Raw genomic sequence first — 26,913 nt, 5'->3', positions numbered from 1 at the left:
GATCTTGTTGACTCGGCGCGATTGTGCGTTACATGGGGGCTGTTGTGTCATGGGCTACACCATTCCTGAGGGCGTCGACACCATGCTTGATGTCGTCGGTGTGGGATGGCCGAACGTTGATGAGGACGCCTACCGGGACATGGCGGACGCGCTGCGGGAGTTCGCGGACGATGCGGACGACGACGGGCACGCCGCTCATCAGCACATTCAGCGACTGCTTTCGAGCGGGCAGAGCGAGTCGCTGACGGCGCTCGACCTCCACTGGGCGAAAGTTCAGGGCAAGCACAAGGACTTGGCTGCGGCGGCCCGGATCGTCGGGGGTGCGCTGGACCGGGTGGCGGACATCATCGTGGCGCGGAAGATCGCCGCGGTGGGTGAGCTTGCGGAACTGTGCGCGACGGTGGGAGTCACGCTGGCGTTCGCCCCGTTGACAGCCGGCCTTTCGACGCTGCTGGCCGGAGCCAAGATCGCCGCCACCCGGATCGCGTTCAAGCGGATCCTGAAGGAGATGGCGGAGGAGGCCGTGGCGGAGATCGTCGCGACGCTCACGCAGCCGGCGGTCGCCGCGTTGGAGAACATCGTGGCGGACCTGGCGATCCAGACCGCGCTGAATGTCACGGGCGTACAGGAGGGCTACCACGCCGACCAGGCCACGCAGGCAGGCAAGGACGGACTGCGACTCGCTTCCGCCGACGGGGCGCGCGGCCTTGGGCCCGGCGGCGGTCCGGAGATCGACCACGATGCGCACGGCCGGACGGGAACGAAGCTCGCTGGTGTGCAGATCTCCATGCGGGACAAGGCGGGGAGCAAGCTCAGCAAGGCCAAGGGGCACCACGGGCGGGCCAGGGGCAAGGATGCACTGACGGCCGTCCTCGATTCCACCATCGAGAAGATGACGGAGAAGCTCGGTAAGGGGCTCAATGACCTGGGCGAGCACGTCGGCACGACCTTGCCCAAGGCCATCACGAAGAGTTCGGCCACGCACAGGGAGACGGACCAGGACATCCGCGAAAGGATCAAGAAGATCACGTCCGATGACGGCAAGGACGGCAGCGAGGGCGGCGGGCGTCGTGGCGGCGCGGACGGCGGGCAGCGGAGCCGTCCCGCATCGATGCGGGAAGCGCCGGACAGTTCCCGCGCGTTGGCGGTCTCTCTTCGCAAACGCCGCTGCGAGACCGACCCCGTTGATGTCGCGAGCGGGGACATGGTGCTCCCTCAGACGGATCTGGACCTGCCCGGGGTCCTGCCGCTGGTCCTGCGACGCACGCACATATCCGGCTACCGCTACGGCCACTGCTTCGGGGCCAGTTGGGCATCCACGCTCGATGAGCGGCTGGAACTGCTCGGCAGCGGCGCGGCGTGGGCACGAGCGGACGGCTCGGTGCTCATTTTCCCCACCCTGCCCGGTGATGAGGGTGAGGAGGTCTGGCCTCTCGACGGCGACCGTCTGCCGCTCACCTATGTGGAGACCAGTGCGCTGGGGGACATCACGTACGCCGTGAGGGACCCGCGTACGGCCCTGACCCGGCGATTCACGGGTAACCCCTACAAGTCGGGCGGCCTGTACTGGCTGCGCGAGACAGAGGACCACAACGGCAACGTCATACGGATCGGGCGTACCGGGGACGGTCTGCCGACCACGGTGGTCCATGGGGGCGGCTACCGCGTTCTGGTCTCGTGCGACCCGGAACGGGGCCGCGTCACCGCACTGGCGCTGCAGACCTCGGACGGTCCCGTCCAGGTGCGGTCCTTCGGCTACGACGGCGACGGCAATCTGGAAGCCGTCACCAACTCCTCCGGCTTACCACTGCTGTTCACCTACGACGCGGAAGGCCGGATCATATCCTGGACGGACCGCAACGACTCCACCTATCAGTACGTGTACGACAGCGTCGGCCGCGTCATCCGTACGGTCGGCCCGGACGGATTCCTCTCTTCCGCGTTCACCTACGAGGTCCACAGCGAGACCCGCCACGGCGTCACCCGCTACACCGATTCCATGGGCGCCACCACGGTCTTCCATATCAACGAGGCTTTTCAGGTGGTCGCCGAGACCGACCCCCTGGGACATACGGCCCACTTCGAGTTCGACGCCCAGGACGGGTTGCTGGCGCAGACCGATGCCCTGGGGCACTCGACCCGCTTCGAACGCGACGCCCATGGCAGCCTCGTCGGCCTTGTCGCCCCCGACGGTGTGCGCACCACCGCCGTGTACAACGAGATGCGGCAACCCGTCGAGGTCACCGAGCGCGGCGGTATCCGGCGTTCCTACGCGTATGACCAGCATGGCAACCGCACCGTCGTGATCGAGCCCACCGGCGCCCGCACGGAGTATGAGTTCAACGACCGCGGTCATGTGACCGGCGTCCGCAACGCGGTTGGCGACGTCACGCGAATAACCTCCGACGCGGCCGGTCTACCGCTGCGGATCACCGCGCCCGACGGTGCGAGTACCGTCTGCGCCCGGGATGCCTTCGGCCGCGTCACCACCGTCACCGACGCCCTGGGTGGCACGCTCCGCCAGGGCTGGACGGTCGAGGGAAAGCCCGCGTGGCGTGAGCTGCCCGACGGCGCCCGGGAGGAATGGACCTGGGACGCCGAGGGCAATCTCGTGGGCCACACCGACCGTATGGGCCGCACCACTTCCTCCACGGCCACTCACTTCGACCTGCCCGCCACCACCCGCACCGCGGAGGGAGGCGGCTACCGCTTCACCCACGACACGGAACTGCGGCTCACCAAAGTCATCAACGCCCAGGGTCTGGAATGGCATTACACCTACGACGCGGCCGGCCGGCTCGTGTCCGAGACCGACTTCGACGGCCGCACCCTGTCCTACGAGCATGACGCCCTCGGACGTCTGATACGCCGCACCAACGCCGCCGGCCAGAGCCTGACGTTCGAACGCGACGTTCTCGGCCGCGTCACCCAGCTGTACCACGACGACGGTTCCGTAGGCGTTTTCACCCGCGGGGAGACCGGCCACGTTTCACGAATAACCAACGCCCACGCCCGCATCGACCTCCAGCGGGATGCGGCGGGACGAGTCATCTCCGAGACCGTCAACGGGCGCACCCTGGCCTTCGCCTACGACGCTCTCGGCCGGCGCACCCACCGGCGCACCCCGTCCGGCGCCGGCAGCGACCTCGCCTACACCTGGGAGGGACTGGCCACCTACACGGCCGGAGACCACACCTTCCGCTTCGACCGCGACGCACTCGGACGCGAAACCGCACGCACCCTTGAGGACACGCTCACGTTCCGCCAGGACTGGGACGAAGTGGGCCGCCTTACCCGTCAGTCTCTCAACACGCCGCACGCCGACGTCCTGGAACGGACCTTCGACTACCAGGCCGACGGCTCCCCCCTCAGCATCGACGACAGCCACACCGGCCGCCGCAGCTACACCCTCGACGCGGCGAGCCGGATCACCGCCGTCCAGGCTCGCGGGTGGAATGAGCAGTACGCCTACAACACCGACGGAGACCAGACCCACACCGCCCTTCCCGCCCAGGCACCTGGCCAGGACACCACCGGCGCACGCGGCTACAACGGCACCCGCATCACACATGCCGGACGAAGGCGGTACCACTACGACGCCCAGGGCCGCATCACCCTGCGACAGACCACCACCCTCAGCGGGAAGACCCTCACGTGGCGCTTCACCTGGGACGCCGAAGACCGTCTCACCCACGTCCAGACCCCCGACGGAGCACGGTGGAGCTACCTCTACGACGCGCTCGGCCGCCGGATCGCCAAACAGCGCCTGGACTCCGAGAGCCACGTCGTCGAAGCCACCTCCTACTGCTGGGACGGGGCGCAGCTGGCCGAGCAGTACACCGAGGGCACGACGCTGGTGTGGGACTACGCGGGGCTGCGCCCGCTGGCGCAGCGCGAGTTCAAGACCGACAGCGCCCAGCAGGAGATCGACCGGCGGTTCTTCGCGATCGTCACCGACCTGTCCGGCAGTCCCAGCGAACTCGTCGCAGACGACGGGTCGCTCGCGTGGCGGGCCCGCAGCACCGCATGGGGCGCCACCCAGTGGAACCGTGACAGCACCGCCTACACCCCGCTGCGCTACCCGGGCCAGTACTTCGACCCGGAAACCGGACTCCACTACAACGTCAACCGCTACTACGACCCGGACCTGGGCCGGTACATCACCCCCGACCCGCTCGGCCTCGCCCCCGCCGTCAATCACTACGCCTATGTACCCAACCCCTTCACCCTGGCCGACCCGCTGGGCCTTGCGGGCTGCGAGGCCGACCCCACCTGGGGAGGGCGGGTCACCTTCACCCAGGACGAACACGGCCGTCCGTACGAGATGAACGCGACCATCACGAGAGACATGCTCGACGAAGGCACGGACGCGCGGAACTCGTTGAAACCCCCAGGGTTCATACACGGCACCGACTACAACCAGGCGCGAGGACACATGCTGGCGAATATGCTCGGCGGTTCCGGAGACACCTTGGATAACTTGTTTACTATCACACAAAACCCCACAAACAGCCCGCATATGAGAGACCTGGAACAGTCCATCTACAACGCCGTCGCGGACGGCGAAACTGTCACCTATAACGTCTACCTCGAATACACGGACGACAAGAAGGATTCCGTCCCGAAGTGGATTCAGATGGAGGCCCACGGAAGCGGCGACTTCCACCTTGACGCGCAGTTCGAAAACCCCGACCACGCCGCACAGCAACAGCGACGCCTCCGAGGAGCCCCGTGACCGCCATCGCTGCACTCACCCAGCTCTGCCCGCCCCCTCCGAGTCCACCTCCCCTCATCGACTGGAACGGGGTCGAGGCCGGCCTCGGCATGCGACTCCCCGAGGACTACAAACAGCTCGCGGCCACCTACGGACCCGGGGTCTTCTCCGGCTACATCCACATCTACCACCCCCATGGCGTCACCGAATGGGTCGACCTCACCGGCCCCATGCCCGCCAGAATCCGCGCGCAGCTCCAACTTGATTACGACCGCGGCACCCACCCCGTCCCGTACGATCCGCAACACCTGTTCGCCATCGGCGGCACCGACAACGGCGAATACCTTTTCTGGATCACCGACCCGCAAGGTGCCCCTGACACCTGGCGCATCGCCGTGAACGAGGCCCGTGGGCCACGCTGGTTCACCTTCGACGGCACCCTCACCGAGTTCCTCACCTCCGTCCTGAGCGGAGAGACAGCCGTCCCCCAGTTTCCCAAGGACCTCCTCGAACAGGCGACAAGCTTCGCCCCCTCGGAACCCACCCTCTGGAGCCCCACACAGGCCCCGACCAGGCCCCCCGTCGACACCAACACCATCCGGGAATGGGCACGCGCCAACGGGTATGAAGTGGCAGACCGAGGCCGTATCACCGCCGAGATCCGCGAAGCATGGGAGCAGGCCACCAGCAGCTGAGCTTGCTCATCAACTTGCCCGCTCTCCTCCATCCCGGGTTCTGGCGGAGTGAGGGCCCGAGGGATGAATTTGTTCCCCGGGAAGGGCTGAGAAGGAAAACACTGTTGTCGGCAGAGATGCTCAAAGGCCTTAAATTGTTCTTGGTATCCGTCTCGCTCTGGCCTCGGTAGCCGCCGATGCATGGTGAACGGCGTGCGTTGACGGAGAGGCGTGCGGCTCGCCCCGCGGGTGCGGAGGGAGGACTCAACTGTTCCTGCTGCTGGCCATGATGCTGCCGTCCGTGCCTGGTGGCGAGCACCTGGGAGTGGGGCATCAGTCGCCGGTCGACGGGCGTAGTCGAAGCGGCCAGGAATGGTGACTACCCCCGATCCGGCATTCTCCCGACTGGCCAGCACGCCGGCCGCTGCCGGGGATCTTGCTGACCGTGTCGGCACGACCCGGACTCGTCTGCCGTTTTCTGGGCGAACGGTGGCGGCTGGTGAAGTTCGGGACCGTGGGTGGGCGGGCAGTGGTCTCCAGGGTGTCAACGCCATCCCGACGGAGTTGCGCGCCGCTGGCTCGGTTGCGTCACGCCCGTCGGCCTCTCTGCGTGACCTGCGCTGTCATGGCTGGCCTGCGTCGAGCTCGGTCCCTGCCCGCAGGACAGTGCGAAGCCGAGGGCGGTCAGTACGGCCACCGTCCCGCTGGTGGCCACGGTCAGAGGCACCGCCAGTGAGGGGTGCAGATAGGTCACGTACGTAAGCCCGGTGAAGATCAGGGCGAGTACTGCGGCCAGGAGTAGCCACAGAAGCGTCTGATTCTGGTCCGGGGAGCCGGGTGAATTCATCGTTGCGTCCACCGCTTGGGGAGCTTAGGAGTCTGTCTCTGACATCGGGACCGGAGATCTGAGGTGATATGACGATCAGTCATCGGCGGTCGTCTCCGACGAGACGGACCCCCATGATCTGAACTATTTGGTTAGTAGCGACCCCGGAGATGAATACGCGCAGGGTAGTTCCTGAGAGAGCATCAGGTCCGTTTCAACGCTGAATCCAGCAGGGTTCAGCCCCTCGGTGTAGCACGTCTCCTCGCGCTCTTGGGCGTCGGTGGTCCGTGACCTGCCATCATGAATCCGATGATGTTCCCTTGCGGTTCGAGGGATGGCCCCTTTTTGGTTGGTAGTCATATGTGCTCCTCGCGCATGCGGGTTCACTATCGCCGGTGCTCATAGTGCTATTGAATTTCTGAATGCTGGCACCAGCGGAAGAGTTCCCGAAGGGCGATCGAAGAGACGATCATCCCGGGCGGGGTCATGTTCGACTCGGCGGGACCATCCCCGCGGGTGCGGGGAGCAGTGCCCGTCGAGACCGACCCGCACGACCGGATCGGGACCATCCCCGCGGGTGCGGGGAGCAGCCGGAGTCCCTGCCCCCGGCGGTGTCGATCGCGGGACCATCCCCGCGGATGCGGGGAGCAGATCGCCGTGACGACAAGAACGACCGGGTTGGCGGGACCATCCCCGCGGATGCGGGGAGCAGACATCGGGTGGTGGGCAGCGTGGCTCCGTGCTGGGACCATCCCCGCGGATGCGGGGAGCAGGAGACATTGGGTTCAGCAGTTCTGCGTTCACAGGGACCATCCCCGCGGATGCGGGGAGCAGACCCCTGACCCTCCTCCCCGCTGGGCCCGGCTGGGACCATCCCCGCGGGTGCGGGGAGCAGAGCACGTCATTCCCAAGGCTTCACGGTGCGGTGGGACCATCCCCGCGGGTGCGGGGAGCAGACCGGGCCCCCGCCGGTCGCTCCCGTTTTGAGGGGACCATCCCCGCGGGTGCGGGGAGCAGCAGCCGCAGCAGGCGGCTCCCGCGCTCCGGCCGGGACCATCCCCGCGGGTGCGGGGAGCAGACTTTGTGACCTGCTGCGTTACTCGCGGCGGGCGTGGTTTCCGAGCAGTTCCATCAATTCCGGCAAAAGGTGTATAGAGGTCAATTTGTGAGTCGCTGTGCTTGCGTGCGGCGGTCCGTCGGGTGAGGGCAGCGCCAGATGATAGGGGTTGCCCTGAACCACTGCGGGGATTTTATCCGGGACAGCGTTGTGTGCGGATGTTTTTCGTATATGGCCGTCTTGGTTGCTGGTTTGCCTGTATTCATCTGCCATGACGGTTGAGAGGGAGGAGCCTCGTGAGGGGCTTGGGGGCCGGCTCGCGGGACCGGTGCGGTCTGTGTGGGCCAAGCACGATCGGGGCACTGAGGGGTGGCTGCCGCTGTGGCGGCATATGGCGGACAGTGCGGCGGTGGCCGGGCTGCTGTGGGACAACTGGCTGCCCGAGAACGTGCGGGCGCTGATCGCCGAGGTGTTACCCAGCGGGGCGGGGGATGCCCGGCTGCTGTGCGTGTGGCTGGCCGCTGTGCACGACATCGGGAAGGCGACGCCGGCTTTCGCCTGTCAGGTCGACCAGCTCGCCGACCGTATGCGGGCGGAGGGCCTGGAGATGAAGACCCGGCGCCAGTTCGGGGAGGACCGCAGGATTGCTCCGCATGGTCTGGCCGGGCAGGTGTTGTTGGGGGAGTGGCTGGAGGAGCGGCACGGCTGGACGGCCAGGCGGTCCGGGCAGTTCGCTGTCGTTGCGGGGGGCCACCACGGGGTGCCGCCGGAACATGGTCAGCTCAACGATGTGTACGACCGGCCGCATCTGCTGCGTACGCCGGGGCCGAGCGGGACGTTGTGGCGGCGGGTGCAGGAGGAGTTGCTCGACGCGTGCTCCGAGGAATACCAGGTGGGGGAACGCCTCGGCGCGTGGCGGGTGGTCGCGCTGCCGCAGCCGGTGCAGGTGCTGCTCACGGCTGTGGTGATCGTCGCCGACTGGATCGCAAGTAACCCGGATCTGTTCCCGTATTTTCCGCAGGAGGCCCGCGGTGGTGAGGAGCGGGTGGCGGCGGCCTGGCGTGGGCTGCGGCTGCCGTCGCCGTGGCGGGCCGAGGAGCCTGTCGGGGACGCGCAGGAGCTGTTCGCTTCGCGTTTCGATCTGCCGCCGGGGGCGAAGGTCAGGCCGGTGCAGGAAGCCGCGGTCCGGCTGGCGCGTGAGATGCCGGTACCCGGTCTCATGATCATCGAGGCGCCGATGGGGGAGGGGAAGACGGAGGCCGCGCTCGCTGTCGCCGAGATCTTCGCGGCCCGCTCTGGTGCGGGCGGGGTGTTCTTCGCGCTGCCCACCATGGCCACCGGCAACGCGATGTTTCCGCGTCTGCTGGACTGGCTGGACCGGTTACCGGCTCAGGAGGGCGCCAGGCGTTCGGTTCTGCTCGCGCACTCCAAGGCTGCTCTCAATGACGAGTTCGCTGATTTGCTGCGTGCCGGCCGGCAGACGATCGCCGCTGTCGACGTGGACGCCGAGGCGGTGCGGTGGCGGCCGTCGGACGAGAGGCGGTCTGCCCCGGCCGAGCTGATCGCCCATGCCTGGCTGCGCGGGCGGAAGAAGGCGATGTTGTCGTCGTTCGTGGCCGGTACCGTGGACCAGCTGCTGTTCGCCGGGCTGAAGAGCCGCCACCTGGCGCTGCGTCACCTCGCGGTCGCGGGCAAGGTCGTCGTGATCGACGAGGCGCACGCCTACGACACGTACATGAGCGTCTACCTGGACCGGGTTCTGTCGTGGCTGGGTGCTTACCGGGTGCCGGTGGTGGTGCTGTCCGCGACGCTTCCCGCGGCCCGGCGCCGGCAGCTCGCGCAGGCTTACGCCGGTGCGGGCGGCGACGCCGCCGGCTTCGACACGGTGGACCAGTCCGTCACGTATCCGCTGCTGACCACCGTGACGCCCGGTCAGGCCCCGGTTGTGGAAGGTCCCGGGGCATCGTCCCGGGGCGGGGAGGTCCGTCTGGAACGGCTCGACGACGGCCCGATGGTCCTGGCGGACCGCCTGGCGGTCGAACTCGATGGCGGTGGCTGCGCCCTGGTCGTACGGAATACCGTCCGGCGGCTTCTGGAGACCGCCCGCGTGCTGCGTGAACGCTTCGGTGACGAAGCCGTGACCGTCGCCCACTCGTGTTTCATCGACGTGGACCGCGCGGCGAAGGACGCGGACTTGCTTGCTCGTTTCGGGCCGCCGGAGAAGGCTGATGGCCGGCGCCCGGTCGGGCCGCACATCGTGGTCGCCAGCCAGGTTGCCGAACAGTCCCTTGATGTCGACTTCGACCTGCTTGTAACCGATCTGTGTCCGGTCGACCTGATGCTTCAGCGGATCGGGCGCCTGCACCGCCACTGGCGGGGCGAGGGGCAGGCGGAGCGCCCCTCGCGGCTGCGTACGGCGCGCTGTCTGGTCACCGGCGTCGACTGGGGCGGGGAGGTGCCCGTGCCGGTCAAGGGATCGGTTGCCGTGTACGGGGCGTACGCGCTGCTGCGTTCCGCCGCTGTTCTGCTGCCGCACCTGGAGGGCCCGAAGCGGCCCGTGCGGCTGCCCGACGACATCAGCCCCCTGGTCCAGGGCGCGTACGCGGACACGTCGGTCGGCCCCGAGGAATGGTCCGGGGCGATGGCCGCGGCACGGGAGCGTCACGAGAAACATCGCGCGGACCAGGCCGGACGGGCGGAGGTGTTCCGTCTCGACGCGGTGGGCCGGCCCGGTCGGCCGCTTATCGGCTGGATCGCGGCGGGCGCGGGCGACGCGGACGACACCCGGGCCGGACGGGCGCAGGTCCGCGACAGCAAGGAGAGCCTGGAGGTGATCGTCGTGCAGCGGCGCGCCGACGGGTCGCTGGCCACTGTGCCCTGGCTCGCCCGGGGCCGGGGCGGGCTGGAGCTGCCTCAGGACCGGCCTCCGGCGTCGGCTGCGGCGCGGGCCGCGGCTGGCTGTGGGCTGCGGCTACCTATCCAGTTCTCGCACGCGGAGGTCATGGACCGGGCCATCGCCGAACTTGAGGAACTGTACGTACCGGCCTGGCAGGTGAAGGACAGCCATTGGCTGGCCGGCCAGCTCATTCTGGCGCTCGACGGCGACTGTCAGACCCGGCTGGCAGGCTTCTTACTCCGCTACAGCGAGACCGACGGCCTTGAGGTGACTGGTGACTGACTCCGGCGAACGATCTGCGGGGGGCGACGTGTTGTCGTTCGACCTGACGTCCCGCCCGTGGATCCCCGTGCTGTGGAGGGACGGAACCCAGAGCGAGGTGTCGCTGCGTGACGTCTTCGCGCGGGCGGACGAGGTGCGCCGTGTCGTGGGCGACCTGCCCACACAGGAGTTCGCTCTCACCCGTCTGCTTCTCGCGTTGGCTCACGACGCGCTGGACGGCCCGAGCGACACCGAGCACTGGGCGCGTCTGTGGGCCGACCAGGACTGCTTCGCGCCGCTGGCGGGCTATCTCGACGAGCACCGTGAACGGTTCGACCTGCTGCACCCGCACACGCCGTTCTTCCAGGTGGCGACGTTACGTACCGCGCGCGACGAGGTCTTCTCCCTCAACCGGATCGTGGCCGACGTGCCCAACGGTGAGCCGTTCTTCAGCTCCCGGATGCCGGCCGTCGGCCGTCTCGGCTTCGCCGAGGCAGCCCGCTGGGTCGTGCACGCGCACGCCTACGACACTTCTGGCATCAAAACCGGGATCGACGGTGACGAGCGGGTCAAGGGCGGCAGGGTGTATCCGCTCGGGGTCGGCTGGGCCGGCACTCTCGGCGGAGTCTTCGCCGAGGGCGAGACGCTGCGCCAGACCCTGCTGCTCAACCTGGTCGCCGCCGACACCAGCGGTGTGCGGTTTCGCGATGACGACCGTCCGGCCTGGCGGCGTGAGCCGTGCGGCCCCGGCCCGGCGGGCCGGAAGCGCCCGTCGGGCGTGCGCGACCTGTACACCTGGCAGAGCCGCCGGCTGCGCCTGCACTTCGACGCGGACGGTGTGCACGGTGTCGTTCTCGGCTACGGCGATCCACTGGCTCCGCACAATATGCACACCGACGAGCCGATGACCGCGTGGCGCAGGAGCCCCGCCCAGGAGAAGAAACGCGGCGAGCCGCTCGTCTACCTGCCGCGCGAGCACGATCCGGCGCGCTCGGCCTGGCGCGGACTTGAATCCCTCGTCGTAGGTCGGGCCGAGGCCGGAGGGGGCGCCGAAGCCGCCAAGGCACTGCGGCCGGGCATCCTGGAATGGATCGCCAGGCTGGTGACGGACGGCGAGCTGCCGCGCGGTTTCCTCATCCGGGCGCGCGTCATCGGCGCGGTCTACGGCACCCAGCAGTCCGTGATCGACGACGTGGTCGACGACCGCCTCGCCATGGCCGTGGTTCTGCTGCACCAGCAGGGCCGGGCGTATGCCCGGCAGGCCATCGACGCGGTGTCCGATGCGGAGAGCGCGGTCACCGCCCTCGGTGATCTCGCCACGGATCTCGCCCGCGCGGCGGGCAGCGAGACCGAAGGACGTCGCTCGGCCACCCGTGACCTGGGCTTCGCCACCCTGGACGGCCCCTACCGCACCTGGCTGCGGGACCTGACAGCGGCCGAGGACCCCGGAGCGCATCGCACCCGCTGGCAGCAGGATGCGTACCGGCATGTGCGGCGACTCGGTGACCGGCTCATGAGCGAGGCGGGCGACGCCGCGTGGGAGGGCCGGGTGGTGACGACGAAGAAGGGACCCGAGTGGCTCAACTCGGCCCTCGCCGACAAATGGTTCCGCTTCCGCCTCGGCAAGGCCCTCAGCGATCCGTTCCCCTCCGACTCCTCCCCGAAGGTGCCCGCATGACCACCGTCACCGTGCCCACGAGCACCCAACGCGTCGGACAGCTCACCGGCGAGATCATTCGCCCGCTGCAACGGGACTACCTGGTCGACCAGTCCTACGCCGTGGCGGCGCTGGCCCGGCTGCGTCGCGGAGCGGGCAAGGAGTTCTCCCAGGTGCCGGACCTGTGGGGGCTGGTCGACACCGGAGCCCTTCACGACCAGCCGACGGACGGCGGGCGGCCGCTGAGCGAGTACGAGCTGACCCGCGCCGAGGACGCCGTGCACGTGGCGCTGACGCTGTGGGCGCTGCACCAGCAGTCACGCGGCACGGCCATGCACCGGCCCGATCGCCGGTCCGCGCCCGGGGGACTCGGCGCCGCCGTGCGGCGGCTGATGCCGCCCGGCGAGATTACGGAGCCCGTCCGCAAGCGTTTCGTCCGCGCTGGCACCGCACCCGACCTGCCTGCCCTGGCCCAGCGTCTGCGGGACATCGTCGTGCTGCTGCGGGGCGCCGACATCCCCGTCGACTACGCCCTCCTGGCCGAGCAGCTCTACCGCTGGCAGGAGCCGGCCGGCCGCGACACCGTACGGCGTGCCTGGGGACGGTCGTTCCACTCCTACCGCGCGCCCCAGGAGAACGCCGCCGACGCTCCGGCCCCATCCGACGACGACACCACCGACCTCACGGACAAGGACGCCTCGTGAACCGCATCTTCCTCGACGTGCACGCGCTTCAGACCGTGCCGCCCAGCAATCTCAACCGGGACGACACGGGTGCCCCGAAGTCCGCCGTGTACGGAGGTGTGCCCCGCGCCCGCGTGTCCAGCCAGGCATGGAAGCGAGCCACCCGCACCTACTTCAGCGATGAGAGCCTCCTCGACCCGAGCGAGCTGGGCGTACGGACAAAGAAGGTCGCCGAAGTCCTCGCCGCCCGCATCACCGACATGGATCCCGCACTGAACGGGGCCGAAGCCCTCCGGCTCGCGGCCGAAGTGATCCACGGAGCCACCGGCTCCAAGATCGAGGTGCCCAAACGGAAGACCGACGCTGCCAAGGCCGACGCCGTCAGGGACGGCGCGGACGAGCCGGCACCGGAGTCCAAGTACCTGATGTTCCTCAGCGCCCGGCAGCTCGACGGTCTCGCCGCGCTGGCCGTCAAGGGCGCCGACGACATCAAGGCCTACCTCAAGGACAAGGACAACAAGGCGCACGCCCGGGAGGTCGCCGACACCCGGCACTCCGTCGACATCGCGCTGTTCGGCCGCATGGTCGCCGACTCCGCCGACTTCAACGTCGACGCCGCTGTCCAGGTCGCCCACGCCATCAGCGTGCACCGCGTCGACAACGAGTCCGACTACTACACCGCCGTGGACGACGAGAACACCGACGCGGAGTCGGGAGCCGGCATGATCGGCACCGTCGACTTCAACTCCGCCACCCTCTACCGCTACGCGGCCCTCGGCGTTCACCAACTCGCCAAAAACCTGGGAGAGGGACTCCGCGAGGAAGAACCACGCACGGCGCCGGTGCGGCGCGCGGTCGAAGCATTCGTACGGAGCTTCCTCGAATCCCTGCCGACGGGCAAGATCAACACGTTCGGGCACCACACCCTCCCCGACGCCGTGGTGGTGAAACTGCGCACCACGCGGCCCATCAGCTTCGTCGCCGCGTTCGAGGACCCCGTCACCGGTGCGAGCGGTCACCTCCGCGAGGCCGTGGCCCGACTCGCGGAGTACATCCCGGAGGTGGAGCGTGCGTACGGCGACGAGGAGTCCACCCTCTCCTGGGTACTGCGGGTCGGACCGAACACCGAGAAGCTCTCCGGCCTCGGCACCGAGACGCAGCGCCTGAGTGACCTGGTCCAGTTTGTCGGCCAGGCCGTCGCGGAACGCCTGGACAAGCGCGCATGAGCGTGCTGCTGCTCCGGCTGGCCGGCCCACTGCAAGCCTGGGGGGCATCGGCACGCTTCGTCCGCCGCACCACCGAGTCCGCACCCACCAAGAGCGGCGTCATCGGCATGCTCGCCGCCGCCCTGGGCCTCGACCGCGGTGACGACACCGGCCTGGCCCGGCTCGCCGCCCTGCGCTTCGCCGTCCGTATCGACCAGCCAGGCACGCGCGTAAGGGACTTCCAGACCGCCCACCATGCCGTCACCGGCAAATCCATGCCACTGTCCGAACGCTTCTACCTCGCCGACGCCGTCTTCGTCGCCGCCGTAGAAGGAGACCTCACTCTCCTGAACGAACTGCACGAAGCCCTGCGCACCCCGGCCCACCCGCTCTTCCTCGGCCGCCGCTCCTGCCCCCCGGCGCTCCCGCTGGAGCTCGGCATCCGCGACACCTGTCTCCAGCAGACGCTGCGCGACGAGCCCTGGCAGGCCGCCCCCTGGTACCAGAAGCTCCGCCGCACCGATCCCACCGTGCCCCTGGTCGTCCTGAGAGAAGCCGCCCCCGACGAGCAGCACGGGGACGAGCAGCGTGACCAGCCCCTCAGCTTCGCCGCCGAGCACCGGCGGCACGCGCTGCGCTCCGTGGTCAGCACCAGCGTGGACGTGTCCAACCCGCGCGCCGTGGCGGCCCGCGTGCCGGCCACAGTCCGCCCGGCACGACGGCACGAACCGTTCGACGCCCTGGAGGAAGAAAACCCCTGATGTATCTGACCCGCTTCCGTGTGAACACCGCGCGCCCCGGAGCCCGTCGCCTGCTCTCCTCACCTCAGTCGCTGCACGCGGCCGTCATGGCATCATTTCCGGCCCTGCTCCCGACCAGCACGAGCACCGGCGGCCCCCGGGTGCTGTGGCGTCTCGACCACAACGCCAAGGCCGAGGTCTTCCTCTACATCGTGAGCCCCGGCACACCGGACCTGACCCACCTCGTCGAACAGGCCGGCTGGCCTGCCGCAGCCGCCAGTCCGGACACTCCTGGCTGGCAAAGCCGCCCGTACGCCCCCTTCCTCGACCGCCTCACCACCGGCGGCCTCTGGGAGTTCCGGCTCACCGCCAACCCCGTCCACCACATCCGGCGCAAGGACGGCGAACCGACCAAACGCACGGCACACCTCACGCCCGTCCACCAGAAGGGCTGGCTCCTCGATCCCGTCCGTCAGCAACGCGCCGGATTCCGCGTCATCGAGAAGCCGCACGACAAACGGCTGCTTCCCGGCGGCACCACCGACAAGAAGTACGAACACCACGGAGACCGGTACGAACTGACCGTCCGTGACGAGCGCGCCCTGTCCTTCGCCAAATCGCGCGAAGACAGGTCACAGGCCCACCGGGTAAAAGTCGTGACGGTCACCTTCGACGGACGCCTCGAAGTCACCGACGCCGACGCACTGCGCCGCACGCTCGCCCAAGGGCTCGGCCGCGCCAAGGCATACGGCTGCGGACTGATGACCCTCGCCCCGGTCCCGAGCCCCCCGAAGCCGGAGGGGTGAGCCGGTGACAACAGTCGGCAAGCGTCCCGCGCTCACCCCCCGCCACCTCACCCGCACCGGTGAACGCGTCTCCTTCATCTACCTGGAACGCTGCACCATCCACCGGGACTCCAACGCGATCACCGCCGAGGACGCCGACGGCACCACCCACATCCCATCCGCCACCATCGGCACCCTCCTCCTCGGCCCCGGCACCCGCATCACCCACCAGGCAATGAGCCTCCTCGGTGAAACCGGCGCCTGCGTCGCCTGGGTGGGGGAACACGGCGTCCGCTACTACGCCGGCGGCCGGGCGCTGAGCCGCTCGGCCGCGCTCGTCGAGGCACAGGCCACCCGATGGGCCAACATGCGCAGCCGGCTCGCCGTCGCCCGTGCCATGTACCGTCTGCGCTTCCCCGACGAGAATCCTGACGGACTCACCCGACATCAACTCCTCGGCCGAGAAGGCGACCGTGTCAAAGACTGCTACCGCGCCCAGGCCGCCCGGACCGGCGTCCCCTGGCGTGGCAGGAAATACACTCCGGGCGACTTCTCCAGCGGCGATGCCGTCAACCAGGGCATCACCGCCGCCGCCCAATGCATGTACGGCATCGCCCACGCTGTCATCGCCTCTCTCGGATGCAGCCCCGGACTCGGCTTCGTGCACTCCGGCCACGAACTCTCCTTCGTCCTGGACATCGCCGACCTCTACAAAACCGAGATCGGCATCCCCCTGGCCTTCGGCATCGCAGCCGAATCAGAACAAGACGTCGGCCCCCGCACCCGCCGAGGCCTGCGTGACCACATCAACAAGAGCGGACTGCTGAACCGCTGCGTCGACGACATCAAGCACCTCTTGCTGCCGAACGGCGCGGACACGGGGGACACGCATGCCGCTGGCGAAGAAGACCGCGTCAGGCTCCAGAGCGACGGCGGCCACGAAGTAGCCGCAGGGCGCAATTACGGAGACGCCGACGAGGCGGTCATCTGGTGACCGTGATCGTCCTCACGAACTGTCCCGCCGGCCTACGGGGGTTCCTCACCCGCTGGCTCCTGGAAATCTCCGCCGGTGTTTTCGTCGGCAACCCCTCAGCAAGAATCCGCGACCTCCTCTGGGAGGAGGTTGAGCAGTACGCGGGCCAAGGCCGCGCCTTACTTGCCCATACCACCAACAACGAACAGGGTTTCACCTTCCGTACCCACGATCACGCCTGGCAACCCGCCGACCATGAAGGCATCACCTTGATCCGACGCCCGGACACCAACCCCCGCCCGGTAGCCGCCGAACCGCAATCCGGCTGGAGCAAAGCGGCCAAACGCCGCCGATTCGGAAGAGGCTGACCCGATCCGACGTCGCTTTTGAGGGAAATGTCGAATTTGATGAAAGTGCATCAGAACTGGTTTCCTCTGCGCTGAAACCCCAGGTCACGGAGTCTGCTCCCCGCGCCTGCGGGGATGGTCCCGCCGAGACCAGGTACGGCGGCATGTACAAGGCCTGCTCCCCGCGCCTGCGGGGATGGTCCCCGGGAGACCCGCATGTCCAGCACCGCAGACTTCTGCTCCCCGCACCCGCGGGGATGGTCCCGGAGCCCACCGCGGTCAGGAACTCATCGTCCGCTGCTCCCCGCACCCGCGGGGATGGTCCCGCGGTCTCGCCGTTCCGTATCGGGATTACGAACTGCTCCCCGCACCCGCGGGGATGGTCCCCGCATGCTGCCGCACAGGACGACGACGTCACGCTGCTCCCCGCACCCGCGGGGATGGTCCCTTCAACGTATTGAAATCTCCATACGTTGAAGGCTGCTCCCCGCACCCGCGGGGATGGTCCCGGGGCGAGGATGCCGGTGGCGAGGGGGGCGGCCTGCTCCCCGCACCCGCGGGGATGGTCCCGCGAGGAGCCGGGATCGGAGGGTGCGGCGTCCCTGCTCCCCGCACCCGCGGGGATGGTCCCTCGCCGACGATGTACTTCTGGCCCAGCGGGAGCTGCTCCCCGCACCCGCGGGGATGGTCCCGCCGTGACCGAGCACATCCACATGTCCGGCGACTGCTCCCCGCACCCGCGGGGATGGTCCCGCGCAGGCCCGGGGGCTCACGTCGTGGCAGCTTCTGCTCCCCGCACCCGCGGGGATGGTCCCTGTCTGCCGAGGTGGCCAGGGGTGTCGTAGGTCTGCTCCCCGCACCCGCGGGGATGGTCCCTGGAAGAAGCCAACGCACTCCAGTCTCTGGTGCTGCTCCCCGCACCCGCGGGGATGGTCCCACAGTCAAGGTCACACGCAATCCGGAGGGTGACTGCTCCCCGCACCCGCGGGGATGGTCCGTCGCAAGGCTGCGGCTGCTGGTGACCCAGCTTCTGCTCCCCGCACCCGCGGGGATGGTCCGATGCTCGCGGCTGCCGCCCGGAGAGGAATGGTCTGCTCCCCGCACCCGCGGGGATGGTCCCTGGCGGATCTACGGCGACTAGCAACGACAGGACTGCTCCCCGCGCCCGCGGGGATGGTCCCGAGGCCCTTGGCATCCGCACCATGCAGCGCGACCTGCTCCCCGCGCCCGCGGGGGATGGTCCCGTCCACCAGAACCTCGCCCTCAACGCGGCGGTCTGTTCCTCGCGCCCGCGGGGATAGTCCCAGCTCATCATGTCCATCCACTGTTCCGGCGTCCCCGCCACGACCGCTGACGGCATCTCACCGGTCTCGCGCCAGTGGCCGGCGCGCTCGGTCGACGGCGGGGCCGCTTTCGGATTGAACGTCAGCTACCGCTGGGGGAGGGCAGCGCCGGGCGCGGGTCGCGCGCGGCCTTCGAAGACCGCGTCGGGGGCCATCGGAGCGTCACTCAGAGTAATGCTCTGGGGGTGGCTCCGGTCTCCGTGTCAGCAGCGCTCACGGGTCGTGAGCGGTAGGGCAGGCGGGTGTGGTGGGCTGGGGGTATGCCGCGCGCGCTGAAGCCGATGCCCGATGTCCTGGTGCGTTCTTCCTCATGCGGTTCGCGTGGCCGGAAATGCTCGGGCGGCCTCCACGGAGTACCGGACCGGTCGCGACGGGGATGTCACGCATGAACCCTGACGGGAACTCAAAACGCTTCTCCGGAGCCGCTCTGCGTGGTAAAGGACTCATGCCTGACGCCGCCACTCTCCTCGACCGCTGCCGAGCTCTGGCCGTCATTTCAGGGATCAAGGAAGGCTGGCGCCACGACTGGGCCTACTACGGGCTCAACGCCGACGACGGCTCGCACTCCTGTCTGTCTGTGACCATGTACAGGGAGGCGAGGGCTTTCGACGTCCACTTCACCGACTCCGGCGTGCTCGTCCACGGTCATGATATCGGCTCCTTCCGCTCCTTCGACGGTCACGAGGAGGGCGACGACACATGGGCACGACTGGTGGAAGAGGTGCCCGAAGGCTTCAAGTCGTGCCGGTGGAGCGGGGGTTGACCTTGGCGGAGCAGGTTGTCACCGCCCTGAACCCCGACTGCACCCTCGCCGAGACAGCGGAGAAGGCCATCGCCATCGGATACCCCCAAAGCCCTGTCCCGCCCTCGGCTTGAGCGCGGCCCGGGGCTCTGCCGGGACGAGTGGGGGCTTCGGCGGCGGGCGCGTTGACAGATCCCGGCGCCGGTGACTGTAATGGTGCGCGTGTCGCGTGGTATCGGCCGAAGAGCAGTGGGCGGGCCGATCGCCATGGAGGCACCTTCACCGAGGGACGATGCCATGAGTTCTTACTCAGCACTCCGCGCCTGACGCATCCGACGCAGCGCTTCCGCGCGTCGTCCCTTGTCCTTCTGTCCTTCGCGGTGCCCGGCACCGCCGTACGACATCGATGTCCTTCTCCGGACGAGGGTCCGCGTGCGGTCATAGCGCGCCGTGCGCCGTATCGCGCGCACATCACGGTCATCCACCATCACCGCGTTCACCGCGGACCGCACACTTCTCTGGAGAGACGACACCGTATGCCCGCATCCTTCAATCAGGCGATCATCGACGAATTCCGGGCCAACGACGGCAAGGTCGGCGGCCCCTTCGAGGGCGGCGACCTCCTTCTGCTCACCACCACCGGCGCCAAGTCGGGGGCGGAACACACCGTTCCGCTCGGCTATGTCCGCGACGGCGAGCAGCTGCTGATCGTCGGATCCGCGGGAGGCGCGCCGCGTCATCCCGCCTGGTATCACAACCTGCTGGCCCATCCTCAGGTACGGGTGGAGATCGGTACCGAGACGCTCGAACTGATCGCCGTCCCCGCCGAGGGGGCGCGGCGCGACCGGCTGTTCGAGCGGGTCGTGGGCGTGGCGCCCGGATACGCTGACTACCAGTCCGGAACCACCAGGATCCTGCCCGTCGTGGTGCTCGAACCCTCGGGGGCCGAAGCGTCGGAGGGGCCGGCCGAGATCGGCAGTCTCGCCGACAAGCTGGTGCAGATCCATGGCTGGCTGCGCGGGCAACTGCGCCACCTACAGGCCGAGACCGAAGCGCACTTCGCCGCGCGGGCGGCGAACGGAGGCTCCGGCGAACCGCCGGCGCCGGGGATCGGTCTCCAGATCAGGCAGCACTGTCTGGCCTTCTGCCAGTCCCTGACGTTCCACCACACCAGCGAGGACGCTCACGCCTTCCCCGCGCTGGCCGCTCAGCACCCGCATCTGCGCGAGGCCATCGACCGGCTCGGCGAGGAGCATCGCGTCCTCGCGCGCGTCAAGGACGCCCTGCTTGCTCTGCTCGCCGACATCACGACCGCCGACCCCGAACGCTTCCGCGCCGAGCTGGCCCGGCTGTCGGCCGAGCTGGTGGCGCATCTCGACTACGAGGAGGAGGAACTGCTTCCCGCCCTGAGCGAGATCCGGTGGCCGCCGGTGCCGCCGCAGGGGCCCGAACCGGCCGGGGGCGGGGCGGGCTGACGGATGGTCGGGGGAGCGTTCCCCGTACGCGTTCGCTCCCTTGACTCGTCGGAGGCTCGCCCCATTACGAGGTCGACCGGGAGGCCGGGGACCAGATCGAGGAGATCTCCCCCGGCCTCGTCGACGTGGCCCTGACGAGCCGCCACTTCCTGGGGCGGGCTGCCCGGGGGCGTCCAGGTCACGCGGTGGCGTCCGGGCCCGGACGCCCCGGACGGCCCGGACGCCCCGGACGGCCCGGACGGCCCGGACGGCACCGAGCCCGGGGTCGACGCGTACGGGGGCGTGGGACGCGAGCCGTAGGGCCGGCCGGCGGCCCGAGCCCCTCGGATCCGGTCCCCGAGGGGCGGGAACGGGCCGCTCAGAGGGCCCGCGGTGTTCCCCCGACGGGCCGTGGCGGACTCCGGTGTGCACCCCCGTGCCATTCGTCCGCCGCACGCCGAGCGTCTCTGAGCGGCCTTGCTGCCCAGTTCACCAGACAGGCTGGGCAGCAACAGGGCGTGAACGGGGCGGATCACGGCAGCGGGTGACGTCCGGCCGCGCCCCGGCCTCCGTCCCCGCTCCGGCTCGCGCCCCGGTCCACGCCGCCCACCCCGCCCGTGTCGTCGGCCCTTCCGCGCCCGTTTCCGGCCCTCCCCCGGCGCCCGTCTCCGTCCACGCTTCCGCCCGCGTACTCCGTCAGCATGCGGACCACGAGACCGGCCGGGGCCAGCCCTCGTACGACCAGATGGATGTCCCAGGCCGCGCCGCGCGCCAGCTCCGCGTCGACAGCCGCCCACACCGCGCGGACGCTCTCCTCATACGGCAGCCCGCCCCGGCCGGAGCCGAGCAGCGGGAAGCACACGGACCGCAGCGGGGGAGCGAACCGCTCGTGTTCCTCCGCGAGCAGCTCCAGGGCGTGGGCCACGGCGCGGGTGACATCGGCGGGCAGGACGTCGTAGTCGTTGGTCCCGGCCCGGGGCACGGCGACGGCCGCGTGGTAGACGCGGCGTACGCCCTGGGCGGCGAGGGCGCCCGAGCCGGTGACGGCCACCGTGCCGGGCAGTACCGGACGGCCCGAGGCGCCCCGGGCGGCGGCCCACGCGCGCAGTTCCTCGTGGATCGGGTCGCCCAGCGTCTCGCCCGTCAGCCCGCGCAGCGCGCCGGCCCGGCGCAGGGAGGCGGCCACGGAGGACTTGTACGCCTCGGGCAGCGCCAGATACGTGTTGACAGGGGACACCACCACATCCACGTCACGCAGCAGATCCACCGGATGGACATGGAGCGTGACCGGCACGGTCCTGCCGTGTGCCGGGACGGTGAGGAGCCGGTGCGTACGGGCGGTCAGCGCCGGATCGTCTCCGTCCGCCGGGTCGCCGGCCGCCCGGTCACGGCCGCCCGGCGGGTGCCGCTCGGCGAGGGCCGCCCGCGCCAGCCTGCCCACCTGCTCGGCGACCTGGTCGAGCACCATCGCCTCCTGCTCCTTGCGGAAGCGCTCGATGCTGACCCCGTACAGCTCGGCCGCGCGCCGTCTGCGGTCGGCGCCCGGCCAGTCACGGGTGCCCGGTGTCAGACCCAGGGTGTATTCGGCGGCCTCCTGGAGGGTGCCGCCGCCGAGCCGTGACACCGCCAGCCGCAGCAGCCACTCCACCGACTGCGACTGCGACTGCGACTGCGACTGCGACGGGGACTGCGACGGGGACTGGTCGACGACCGCGGCCCGGCCGTCTTCCGCGGGGGCGAGCGCGAAGGCGATCCGGGCCAGTGACGGCACCTCAAGCCGGCGCAGCCGTACGATCCCGCCGCGCCGAACCGTCTTTATCTCCTCAAGGATCGAGGCATGATCGGGGACTGGCGTGAGCGGCATGGCCGCAACGATGGCACCGGGCGGCCCGTGCCCACAAGCGGCGCACCACGAAGAGCCCGCGGGCGCTCCGGGGACGGCGCGAACGGGACACTCGTATGATGCTCCCCTCGTGGGCACCGCACAGGTGTATGGGCGGCCCCGGACCGATACCGACCCGCATCCGACCCGCATCCGACCCGGATCCGACCAGCCAGGGAGCACCGTGTCCGTGCCCGTCACCACGCCCCGCGTCCTCTATGTCACCGACCTCGCCTACGAGGCCAGGGGACGCAGATACTGCGACGAGGACATACAGCTGTCGTCCCGGCTGCGGCGGGACTTCGCCGTGGCCCTGAGCCATCCTCTCGACGCCGCGCGGCTGATGGGGTCCTTCGACGCGGTCGTGGTGCGCAACAGCGGGCCCGTACTGCACTACCAGGAGCAGTACGACGCCTTCCGCGACCGGGCGGCGGCGGCCGGCACCCGGGTCTACAACCCGCTGACCGGACGGGCCGACATGGCGGGCAAGCAGTATCTGGTGGAGCTGAGCGCGGCCGGGTATCCGGTCATTCCGACCGTGGACCGCGCCGAGGACCTCGGGCGGCTGCCGCGCGCCGGGACGTATGTCGTCAAGCCGAAGGCGGGCGCGGACTCGATCGGCATGGAGTTCGCCGACGGGGACCGGCTCGCGGACGTCGCCTTCGGCGAGGTGCTGGTGCAGCCGCGCATACCGTTCCGCTACGAGGTCTCGTTCTACTTCATCGACCACGACTTCCAGTACGCGCTGTACGCGCCGGACCCCGAGCGGCGCTGGGTGCTCGCGCCGTACGAGGCCGGTCCCGCGGATCTGGCGTTCGCGCGGCGGTTCATCGAGTGGAACGGGCTGGAGCACGGGATTCAGCGCGTGGACGCCTGCCGGGCCCCGGACGGCGAGCTGCTGCTCGTCGAGCTGGAGGACCTCAACCCGTATCTGTCCCTGGACTCGGTGGGCGACGCGACCCGGGAGGCCTTCGCCACGCGGCTGACGGCCTCGCTGCGGGAGGTGCTGGGCTCCGCCGCCGGCGCGTGACCGGAGGGCGGGCCGGCCGGGGTGCTCGCCGGCTCAGCGGGGCGCCTCCCAGGTCATCGTCGTGCCCCGGCCGCCGTCCTCGCGCAGACCGTCGTCCGTGACGGTCAGCCGCACCCCGGTCCGTCCGTCGGCCAGCCGCGCCGTGGCGTCGACCTCCACCCCGATCGCCGTCACCCCGTCACGCCGGTGCGCGGCGGCGAGCGCGCCGCGCAGTTCGGCCAGCAGGCCCCGGCCCGCCGGTTCGCCCACGAGCGTGTCCACCGGTCCCGTGAAGCGCACCGACGGCCGGAAGCCCAGCACGTCCCCCGCGCCGCCCGTCTCCCGCAGCACCATCCCGCGCACGCTCGCCGGACCGTCGGCAGGGGGCTGCTGGAGCGCGAAGATCGTGGTCCTGACCTCCTGGATCGTGGAGTCCAGCTCGTCCACGGCCCGGCCGAGCAGCTCGTCCAGGTCGGTCGAGGCCGCGCGCCGCCTGGTCGACTCCAGCATCATCTCGGTGGCGAAGAGCCGCTGGACGACCAGATCGTGCAGATCGCGGGCGATCCGGTCGCGGTCCTCGAAGACGGCCAGCTGCTCCCGGTCGTGCTGCGAGTCCGCGAGCACCAGCGCGAGTGCGGCCTGCGAGGCGAACTGGGTGGCCAGCAGCCGGTCCACCGCGCGGTACGGACGGCCACCGCGCCTGCGCGGCAGCGCGAGGGTGCCGATCAGCTTGCCGCCGCTCTCCAGCGGCAGCATCATGCTCGGCCCGAAGCGCGCCCGCACATGTGTGGTCATCCGGGGATCCGTCGACGAGTCCTCGATGAACACCGGTTCCCCGCCGAGGAGTTGAACGAGTACGGGGGAGCCGGGCTCGATCGTGGTGCCGACGATGCCGGCGGGGTCGCCGACCGTGGACGCGGCGACGATCTCCATCCCGCCCTCCTCGGTCGGCTGGAGCACCACGCCCGCGTACGCGTCGGCGAGCACCCGGGCCGACTCGGCCACGGTGACCAGCGCGTCGGAGGCGTTCTCGCCGGTCAGCAGCGCGGTGGTGACGGCCGCCGCCCCCTCGATCCAGCGTTCGCGCTGCCGGGCCGTCCCGTACAGCCTGGCGTTGCCGATCGCGAGCGCCGCCTGTGAGGCAAGGACACGCAGCTGGTTCTGGTCCTGCTCGGTGAAGGAGCCGGTCCGTTTCTCCGTCAGATAGAGGTTGCCGAGGACCGTGCTGTCCAGTTGGAGCGGCACACCGAGGAAGGAGCGCATCACGGGGTGGCCGGGCGGTACCCCGGCGGACCGGGGGTCGGCCGTCAGATCGTCCAGCCGCAGCGGCCTCGGCTCCTTGATGAGGAGCCCGAGAACGCCGGTGTCTCCATCGGGGAGCCGTCCGATGCGCTGCCGGCCGGCGTCGCTCAGCCCCGCCGTGAACAGCTCCGTGAGTCCGCCGCGCTCGGGGTCGAGGACGCCGAGCGCGCCGTACCGCGCGCCGATCAGCTCGGCGGCGGTGTCGACGATGTGCTGGAGCGTGGCGCGCAGTTCGAGGTCGGTGCCGATACCGAGCACCGCCTCCAGCAGCGTGGGCAGCCGGGGCGCCGTCGCGCCGCCGTCACCACGGCGCTCGCCGCTACGGCACTCGTCCCCGCCGCGGTGCTCCTCGTCAGGGTGTTCCTCGCCGGGGCGCCTGTCGCCGGGGCGCTCGTCCTCGCCGCGGCCTTCACGGTCGCCGTGGGCCTCGCCGTCGTGGCTCTCTTCGCTCATCGCCCCGTCGCGCCGTCGTCACCGTCGTACTGGTCCCGCCGCGCTCTCAGTGGGCGTCGGCGTCGGCCATCGGGTTCAGGATCATCGGCTGGATCTTGCCCTCCAGCATCGCCCCGAGCCCGAGCACGGCGCAGATGTCGGGGCGCTCCGCGATGGCGACCGGCATGCCCGTCGCGTCCCGCAGCATCTGGTCGAGCCCCGGGAGCAGCGCGCTGCCGCCGACCATCATGATCCCCCGGTCCCCGAGATCGGCCACCAGATCGGGCGGGCAGTCGCGCAGCACCTTGCCGATGCCGTCGAGGACGGCGGTCAGGGGGGTGTAGATGGCTTCCCGTACGGCGGCGGTGTCCACCATCACCGAACGCGCCACTCCGGTCGCCACGTCCCGGCCGTGGATCTCCGTCTTGGTGGGACCGCCCTCGGTGAGCCCGTTGTTGCTGAGCGCCAGTTGCAGCGGGCGTACGGACTGGCTGGGCAGCATCAGTTCATGCTGGTGGCGCAGGTGCTGGATCACCGCGTGGTCGATGGCGTTGCCGCCGACGGGGATCCGTACGGCCGTGACGATCGAGCCGAGCGACAACACCGCGACCTGCGTGGTCGCCGCGCCGCACACCATGATCATGGTGGCGGTGGGCTGCTCCACGGGCAGTCCGCAGCCGACGGCCGCGGCGATCAGCGTGTCCACCAGCTCCACCCGGCGCGCGCCGAGGCCGACCAGGGTCTCGACGGCGGCGCGCTGGGCGAGCGGATCGCTGTCGTGCGGGGTGGAGGCGGCGGCGCGCAGCCAGGGCTTGCGGCGCAACTGGCGGCGGAGCTTGTCGCCCAGCAGATGCCGCAGCATGCGCTGCGCCATCTCGATGTCGATGACGGTGCCGCCGCTGATGGGACGGGCGACGCGGATGTAGTCGGGGGTACGGCCGGTCATCTGTTCGGCGAGGGCGCCGACGGCGATGAGCGCGCCGGTACGGGTGTTGACGGCGGCCGCGCTCGGCTCATCGACGACGAGCCCGGCCCCCTTCACAAAGACCCGGGTCCGGGCGGCCCCCAGGTCGACGGCGATATGGCAACGTCGCAACTGCTCAAGACTGACGGTCACGGCAGGTTCTCCCGAGAGCGCTGAGTGGATCACCGGCGGCCGCCGGCCCTGTTCGCATAGTGCGGCGCCGGGGCACGCCCCGCGCGCTGGGCTGCGCCAGACGGGCGTTCGGATTTGACGGCGTGCCAGGAAGCAGGGCGGGCATCCGTCGTGCGGCCGGTCGCACAACACGCCGTCCGCCCTGGACGGGGCGCGCCGGACAGAACCTAGTCGGACCAGCGTTGCAGCAGCCCCCAGGTGAACTCCGCGACGCGGGCACGGCCGTCGGGCGGTGTGAAGGCCAGCCGCATCCTGGTCGGGGCGGTGCCCTCCATCGGCCGGGCGGGCGGGAAGGCCCGTGCGACCTCGTCCACCGTGCAGCACCACGGACGCAGATCGTCCGCCGTACGCAATTCGGGGGCCGCCGCCCCCGGAGCGCGGACCAGCCATTCGTTCCAGACGGCGCCGCCGGGCGCCACCATCACCTCGAACCGCAGCTCGGGCCAGAGCGGCACGGGCCAGAGCAGGGCGTCGCACTCCAGATCGCCGATCACACGCCGGGAGGTCCGCTCCGGCGCGCCGAGTACGGAGCGGTAGCGGGACAGCGAGCCGCGCGCCCGGGGCGCGCGCACCATCGCCTGCCAGCGCCGGTTGGCCTCCCGCATACCGGCCAGGGAGACGCCCAGCTCGCGGCGGGCCTCGTCGACCAGCTCCGGCTGGTGATCGGCCATCCGGCGCAGCAGGACGAGCTGGAAGTCGAGCGGCCCGAACGGCCCGGTGGACGTCATACCGCCATCCTCCCCCGTGTTCGCGGGGCAGTCCCCAACCGGGCAGA

At 70.0% G+C, this 26,913-nt stretch carries 17 protein-coding genes, 1 pseudogene and 2 CRISPR repeat arrays; of the genes and pseudogenes, 14 read left to right on the top strand and 4 right to left on the bottom strand.

Going from position 1 to position 26,913, the window contains the following annotated elements; translation table 11 throughout:
* The first annotated feature begins 49 nt into the window (after nucleotides 1-49).
* The 13 genes and pseudogenes from ACZ7LS_RS02485 to ACZ7LS_RS02425 all read left to right on the top strand — a co-directional run.
* Nucleotides 50-4,735, top strand: coding sequence for an RHS repeat-associated core domain-containing protein (locus ACZ7LS_RS02485; RefSeq protein WP_385129953.1), 4,686 nt, complete (start codon nucleotides 50-52; stop codon nucleotides 4,733-4,735).
* Nucleotides 4,732-5,409 (top strand): Lsr2 family DNA-binding protein, encoded by a 678-nt coding sequence (locus ACZ7LS_RS02480; RefSeq protein WP_385129955.1) that lies wholly within the window; start codon nucleotides 4,732-4,734, stop codon nucleotides 5,407-5,409. The genes ACZ7LS_RS02485 and ACZ7LS_RS02480 overlap by 4 nt, the downstream gene beginning before the upstream one ends.
* Before the next feature lie 1,305 nt (nucleotides 5,410-6,714).
* Nucleotides 6,715-7,292: a CRISPR direct-repeat array (repeat unit 29 nt; unit sequence GGGACCATCCCCGCGGGTGCGGGGAGCAG).
* Between the two features lie 370 nt (nucleotides 7,293-7,662).
* Nucleotides 7,663-10,449 (top strand): CRISPR-associated helicase Cas3', encoded by a 2,787-nt coding sequence (gene cas3, locus ACZ7LS_RS02475; RefSeq protein WP_385129957.1) that lies wholly within the window; start codon nucleotides 7,663-7,665, stop codon nucleotides 10,447-10,449.
* Complete coding sequence (gene casA, locus ACZ7LS_RS02470; RefSeq protein WP_385129959.1) at nucleotides 10,442-12,106, top strand: type I-E CRISPR-associated protein Cse1/CasA; 1,665 nt, start codon at nucleotides 10,442-10,444, stop codon at nucleotides 12,104-12,106. The genes cas3 and casA overlap by 8 nt, the downstream gene beginning before the upstream one ends.
* Complete coding sequence (gene casB, locus ACZ7LS_RS02465; RefSeq protein WP_385129961.1) at nucleotides 12,103-12,789, top strand: type I-E CRISPR-associated protein Cse2/CasB; 687 nt, start codon at nucleotides 12,103-12,105, stop codon at nucleotides 12,787-12,789. The genes casA and casB overlap by 4 nt, the downstream gene beginning before the upstream one ends.
* On the top strand, nucleotides 12,786-13,994 hold the full coding sequence (gene cas7e / locus ACZ7LS_RS02460) for a type I-E CRISPR-associated protein Cas7/Cse4/CasC (protein WP_385129963.1): 1,209 nt from the start codon (nucleotides 12,786-12,788) through the stop codon (nucleotides 13,992-13,994). The genes casB and cas7e overlap by 4 nt, the downstream gene beginning before the upstream one ends.
* Complete coding sequence (cas5e, locus tag ACZ7LS_RS02455; protein ID WP_385129965.1) at nucleotides 13,991-14,734, top strand: type I-E CRISPR-associated protein Cas5/CasD; 744 nt, start codon at nucleotides 13,991-13,993, stop codon at nucleotides 14,732-14,734. The genes cas7e and cas5e overlap by 4 nt, the downstream gene beginning before the upstream one ends.
* Nucleotides 14,734-15,519: a type I-E CRISPR-associated protein Cas6/Cse3/CasE gene (cas6e, locus tag ACZ7LS_RS02450; RefSeq protein WP_385129967.1), complete on the top strand. Its 786-nt coding sequence runs from the start codon at nucleotides 14,734-14,736 to the stop codon at nucleotides 15,517-15,519. Before cas5e ends, cas6e begins: the two co-directional genes overlap by 1 nt.
* 4 nt (nucleotides 15,520-15,523) lie before the next feature.
* A complete protein-coding gene (gene cas1e / locus ACZ7LS_RS02445; RefSeq protein ID WP_385129969.1) occupies nucleotides 15,524-16,492 on the top strand; it encodes a type I-E CRISPR-associated endonuclease Cas1e in 969 nt (322 codons plus the stop codon).
* Nucleotides 16,489-16,839 carry a type I-E CRISPR-associated endoribonuclease Cas2e gene (gene cas2e, locus ACZ7LS_RS02440; protein ID WP_385129971.1) on the top strand — a complete coding sequence of 117 codons (351 nt, stop codon included), beginning with the start codon at nucleotides 16,489-16,491 and terminating at the stop codon, nucleotides 16,837-16,839. Before cas1e ends, cas2e begins: the two co-directional genes overlap by 4 nt.
* A 93-nt stretch (nucleotides 16,840-16,932) precedes the next feature.
* Nucleotides 16,933-17,999: direct repeats of the CRISPR family, unit length 29 nt; unit sequence CTGCTCCCCGCACCCGCGGGGATGGTCCC.
* Nucleotides 18,000-18,606: 607 nt separating this feature from the next.
* On the top strand, nucleotides 18,607-18,924 hold the full coding sequence (locus ACZ7LS_RS02435; protein WP_385129973.1) for a hypothetical protein: 318 nt from the start codon (nucleotides 18,607-18,609) through the stop codon (nucleotides 18,922-18,924).
* 515 nt (nucleotides 18,925-19,439) lie between these two features.
* Nucleotides 19,440-20,378, top strand: a complete 939-nt coding sequence (locus ACZ7LS_RS02430) for a nitroreductase/quinone reductase family protein (RefSeq protein WP_382968069.1) — start codon at nucleotides 19,440-19,442, stop codon at nucleotides 20,376-20,378.
* Between the two features lie 47 nt (nucleotides 20,379-20,425).
* Nucleotides 20,426-20,545: pseudogene (locus tag ACZ7LS_RS02425) on the top strand (SAM-dependent methyltransferase); the annotation flags it as partial.
* Between the two features lie 344 nt (nucleotides 20,546-20,889).
* Here the strand turns inward: ACZ7LS_RS02425 and ACZ7LS_RS02420 are convergent.
* On the bottom strand, nucleotides 20,890-22,221 hold the full coding sequence (locus tag ACZ7LS_RS02420; RefSeq protein WP_382518191.1) for a macro domain-containing protein: 1,332 nt from the start codon (nucleotides 22,219-22,221) through the stop codon (nucleotides 20,890-20,892).
* A 208-nt stretch (nucleotides 22,222-22,429) separates the two neighbouring features.
* Between ACZ7LS_RS02420 and ACZ7LS_RS02415 the strand changes: the two genes are divergently transcribed.
* Nucleotides 22,430-23,269, top strand: a complete 840-nt coding sequence (locus ACZ7LS_RS02415) for an ATP-grasp domain-containing protein (protein ID WP_382518193.1) — start codon at nucleotides 22,430-22,432, stop codon at nucleotides 23,267-23,269.
* A 33-nt stretch (nucleotides 23,270-23,302) separates the two neighbouring features.
* On the opposite strand, the gene ACZ7LS_RS02410 is transcribed toward ACZ7LS_RS02415, so the two are convergent.
* The 3 genes from ACZ7LS_RS02410 to ACZ7LS_RS02400 form a co-directional block, all read right to left on the bottom strand.
* Entirely contained in the window at nucleotides 23,303-25,003 is a 1,701-nt protein-coding gene (locus ACZ7LS_RS02410; protein WP_382672179.1) for a GAF domain-containing sensor histidine kinase, read from the bottom strand.
* Nucleotides 25,004-25,049: 46 nt separating this feature from the next.
* On the bottom strand, nucleotides 25,050-26,099 hold the full coding sequence (locus tag ACZ7LS_RS02405) for a rod shape-determining protein (protein WP_382672182.1): 1,050 nt from the start codon (nucleotides 26,097-26,099) through the stop codon (nucleotides 25,050-25,052).
* 206 nt (nucleotides 26,100-26,305) lie between these two features.
* Nucleotides 26,306-26,866, bottom strand: coding sequence for a hypothetical protein (locus ACZ7LS_RS02400; RefSeq protein ID WP_382672185.1), 561 nt, complete (start codon nucleotides 26,864-26,866; stop codon nucleotides 26,306-26,308).
* Between the last annotated feature and the right edge of the window lie 47 nt (nucleotides 26,867-26,913).

Source organism: Streptomyces sp. NPDC039430, from assembly GCF_055639435.1.
This window is presented reverse-complemented; position numbering and strand designations above follow the sequence as displayed.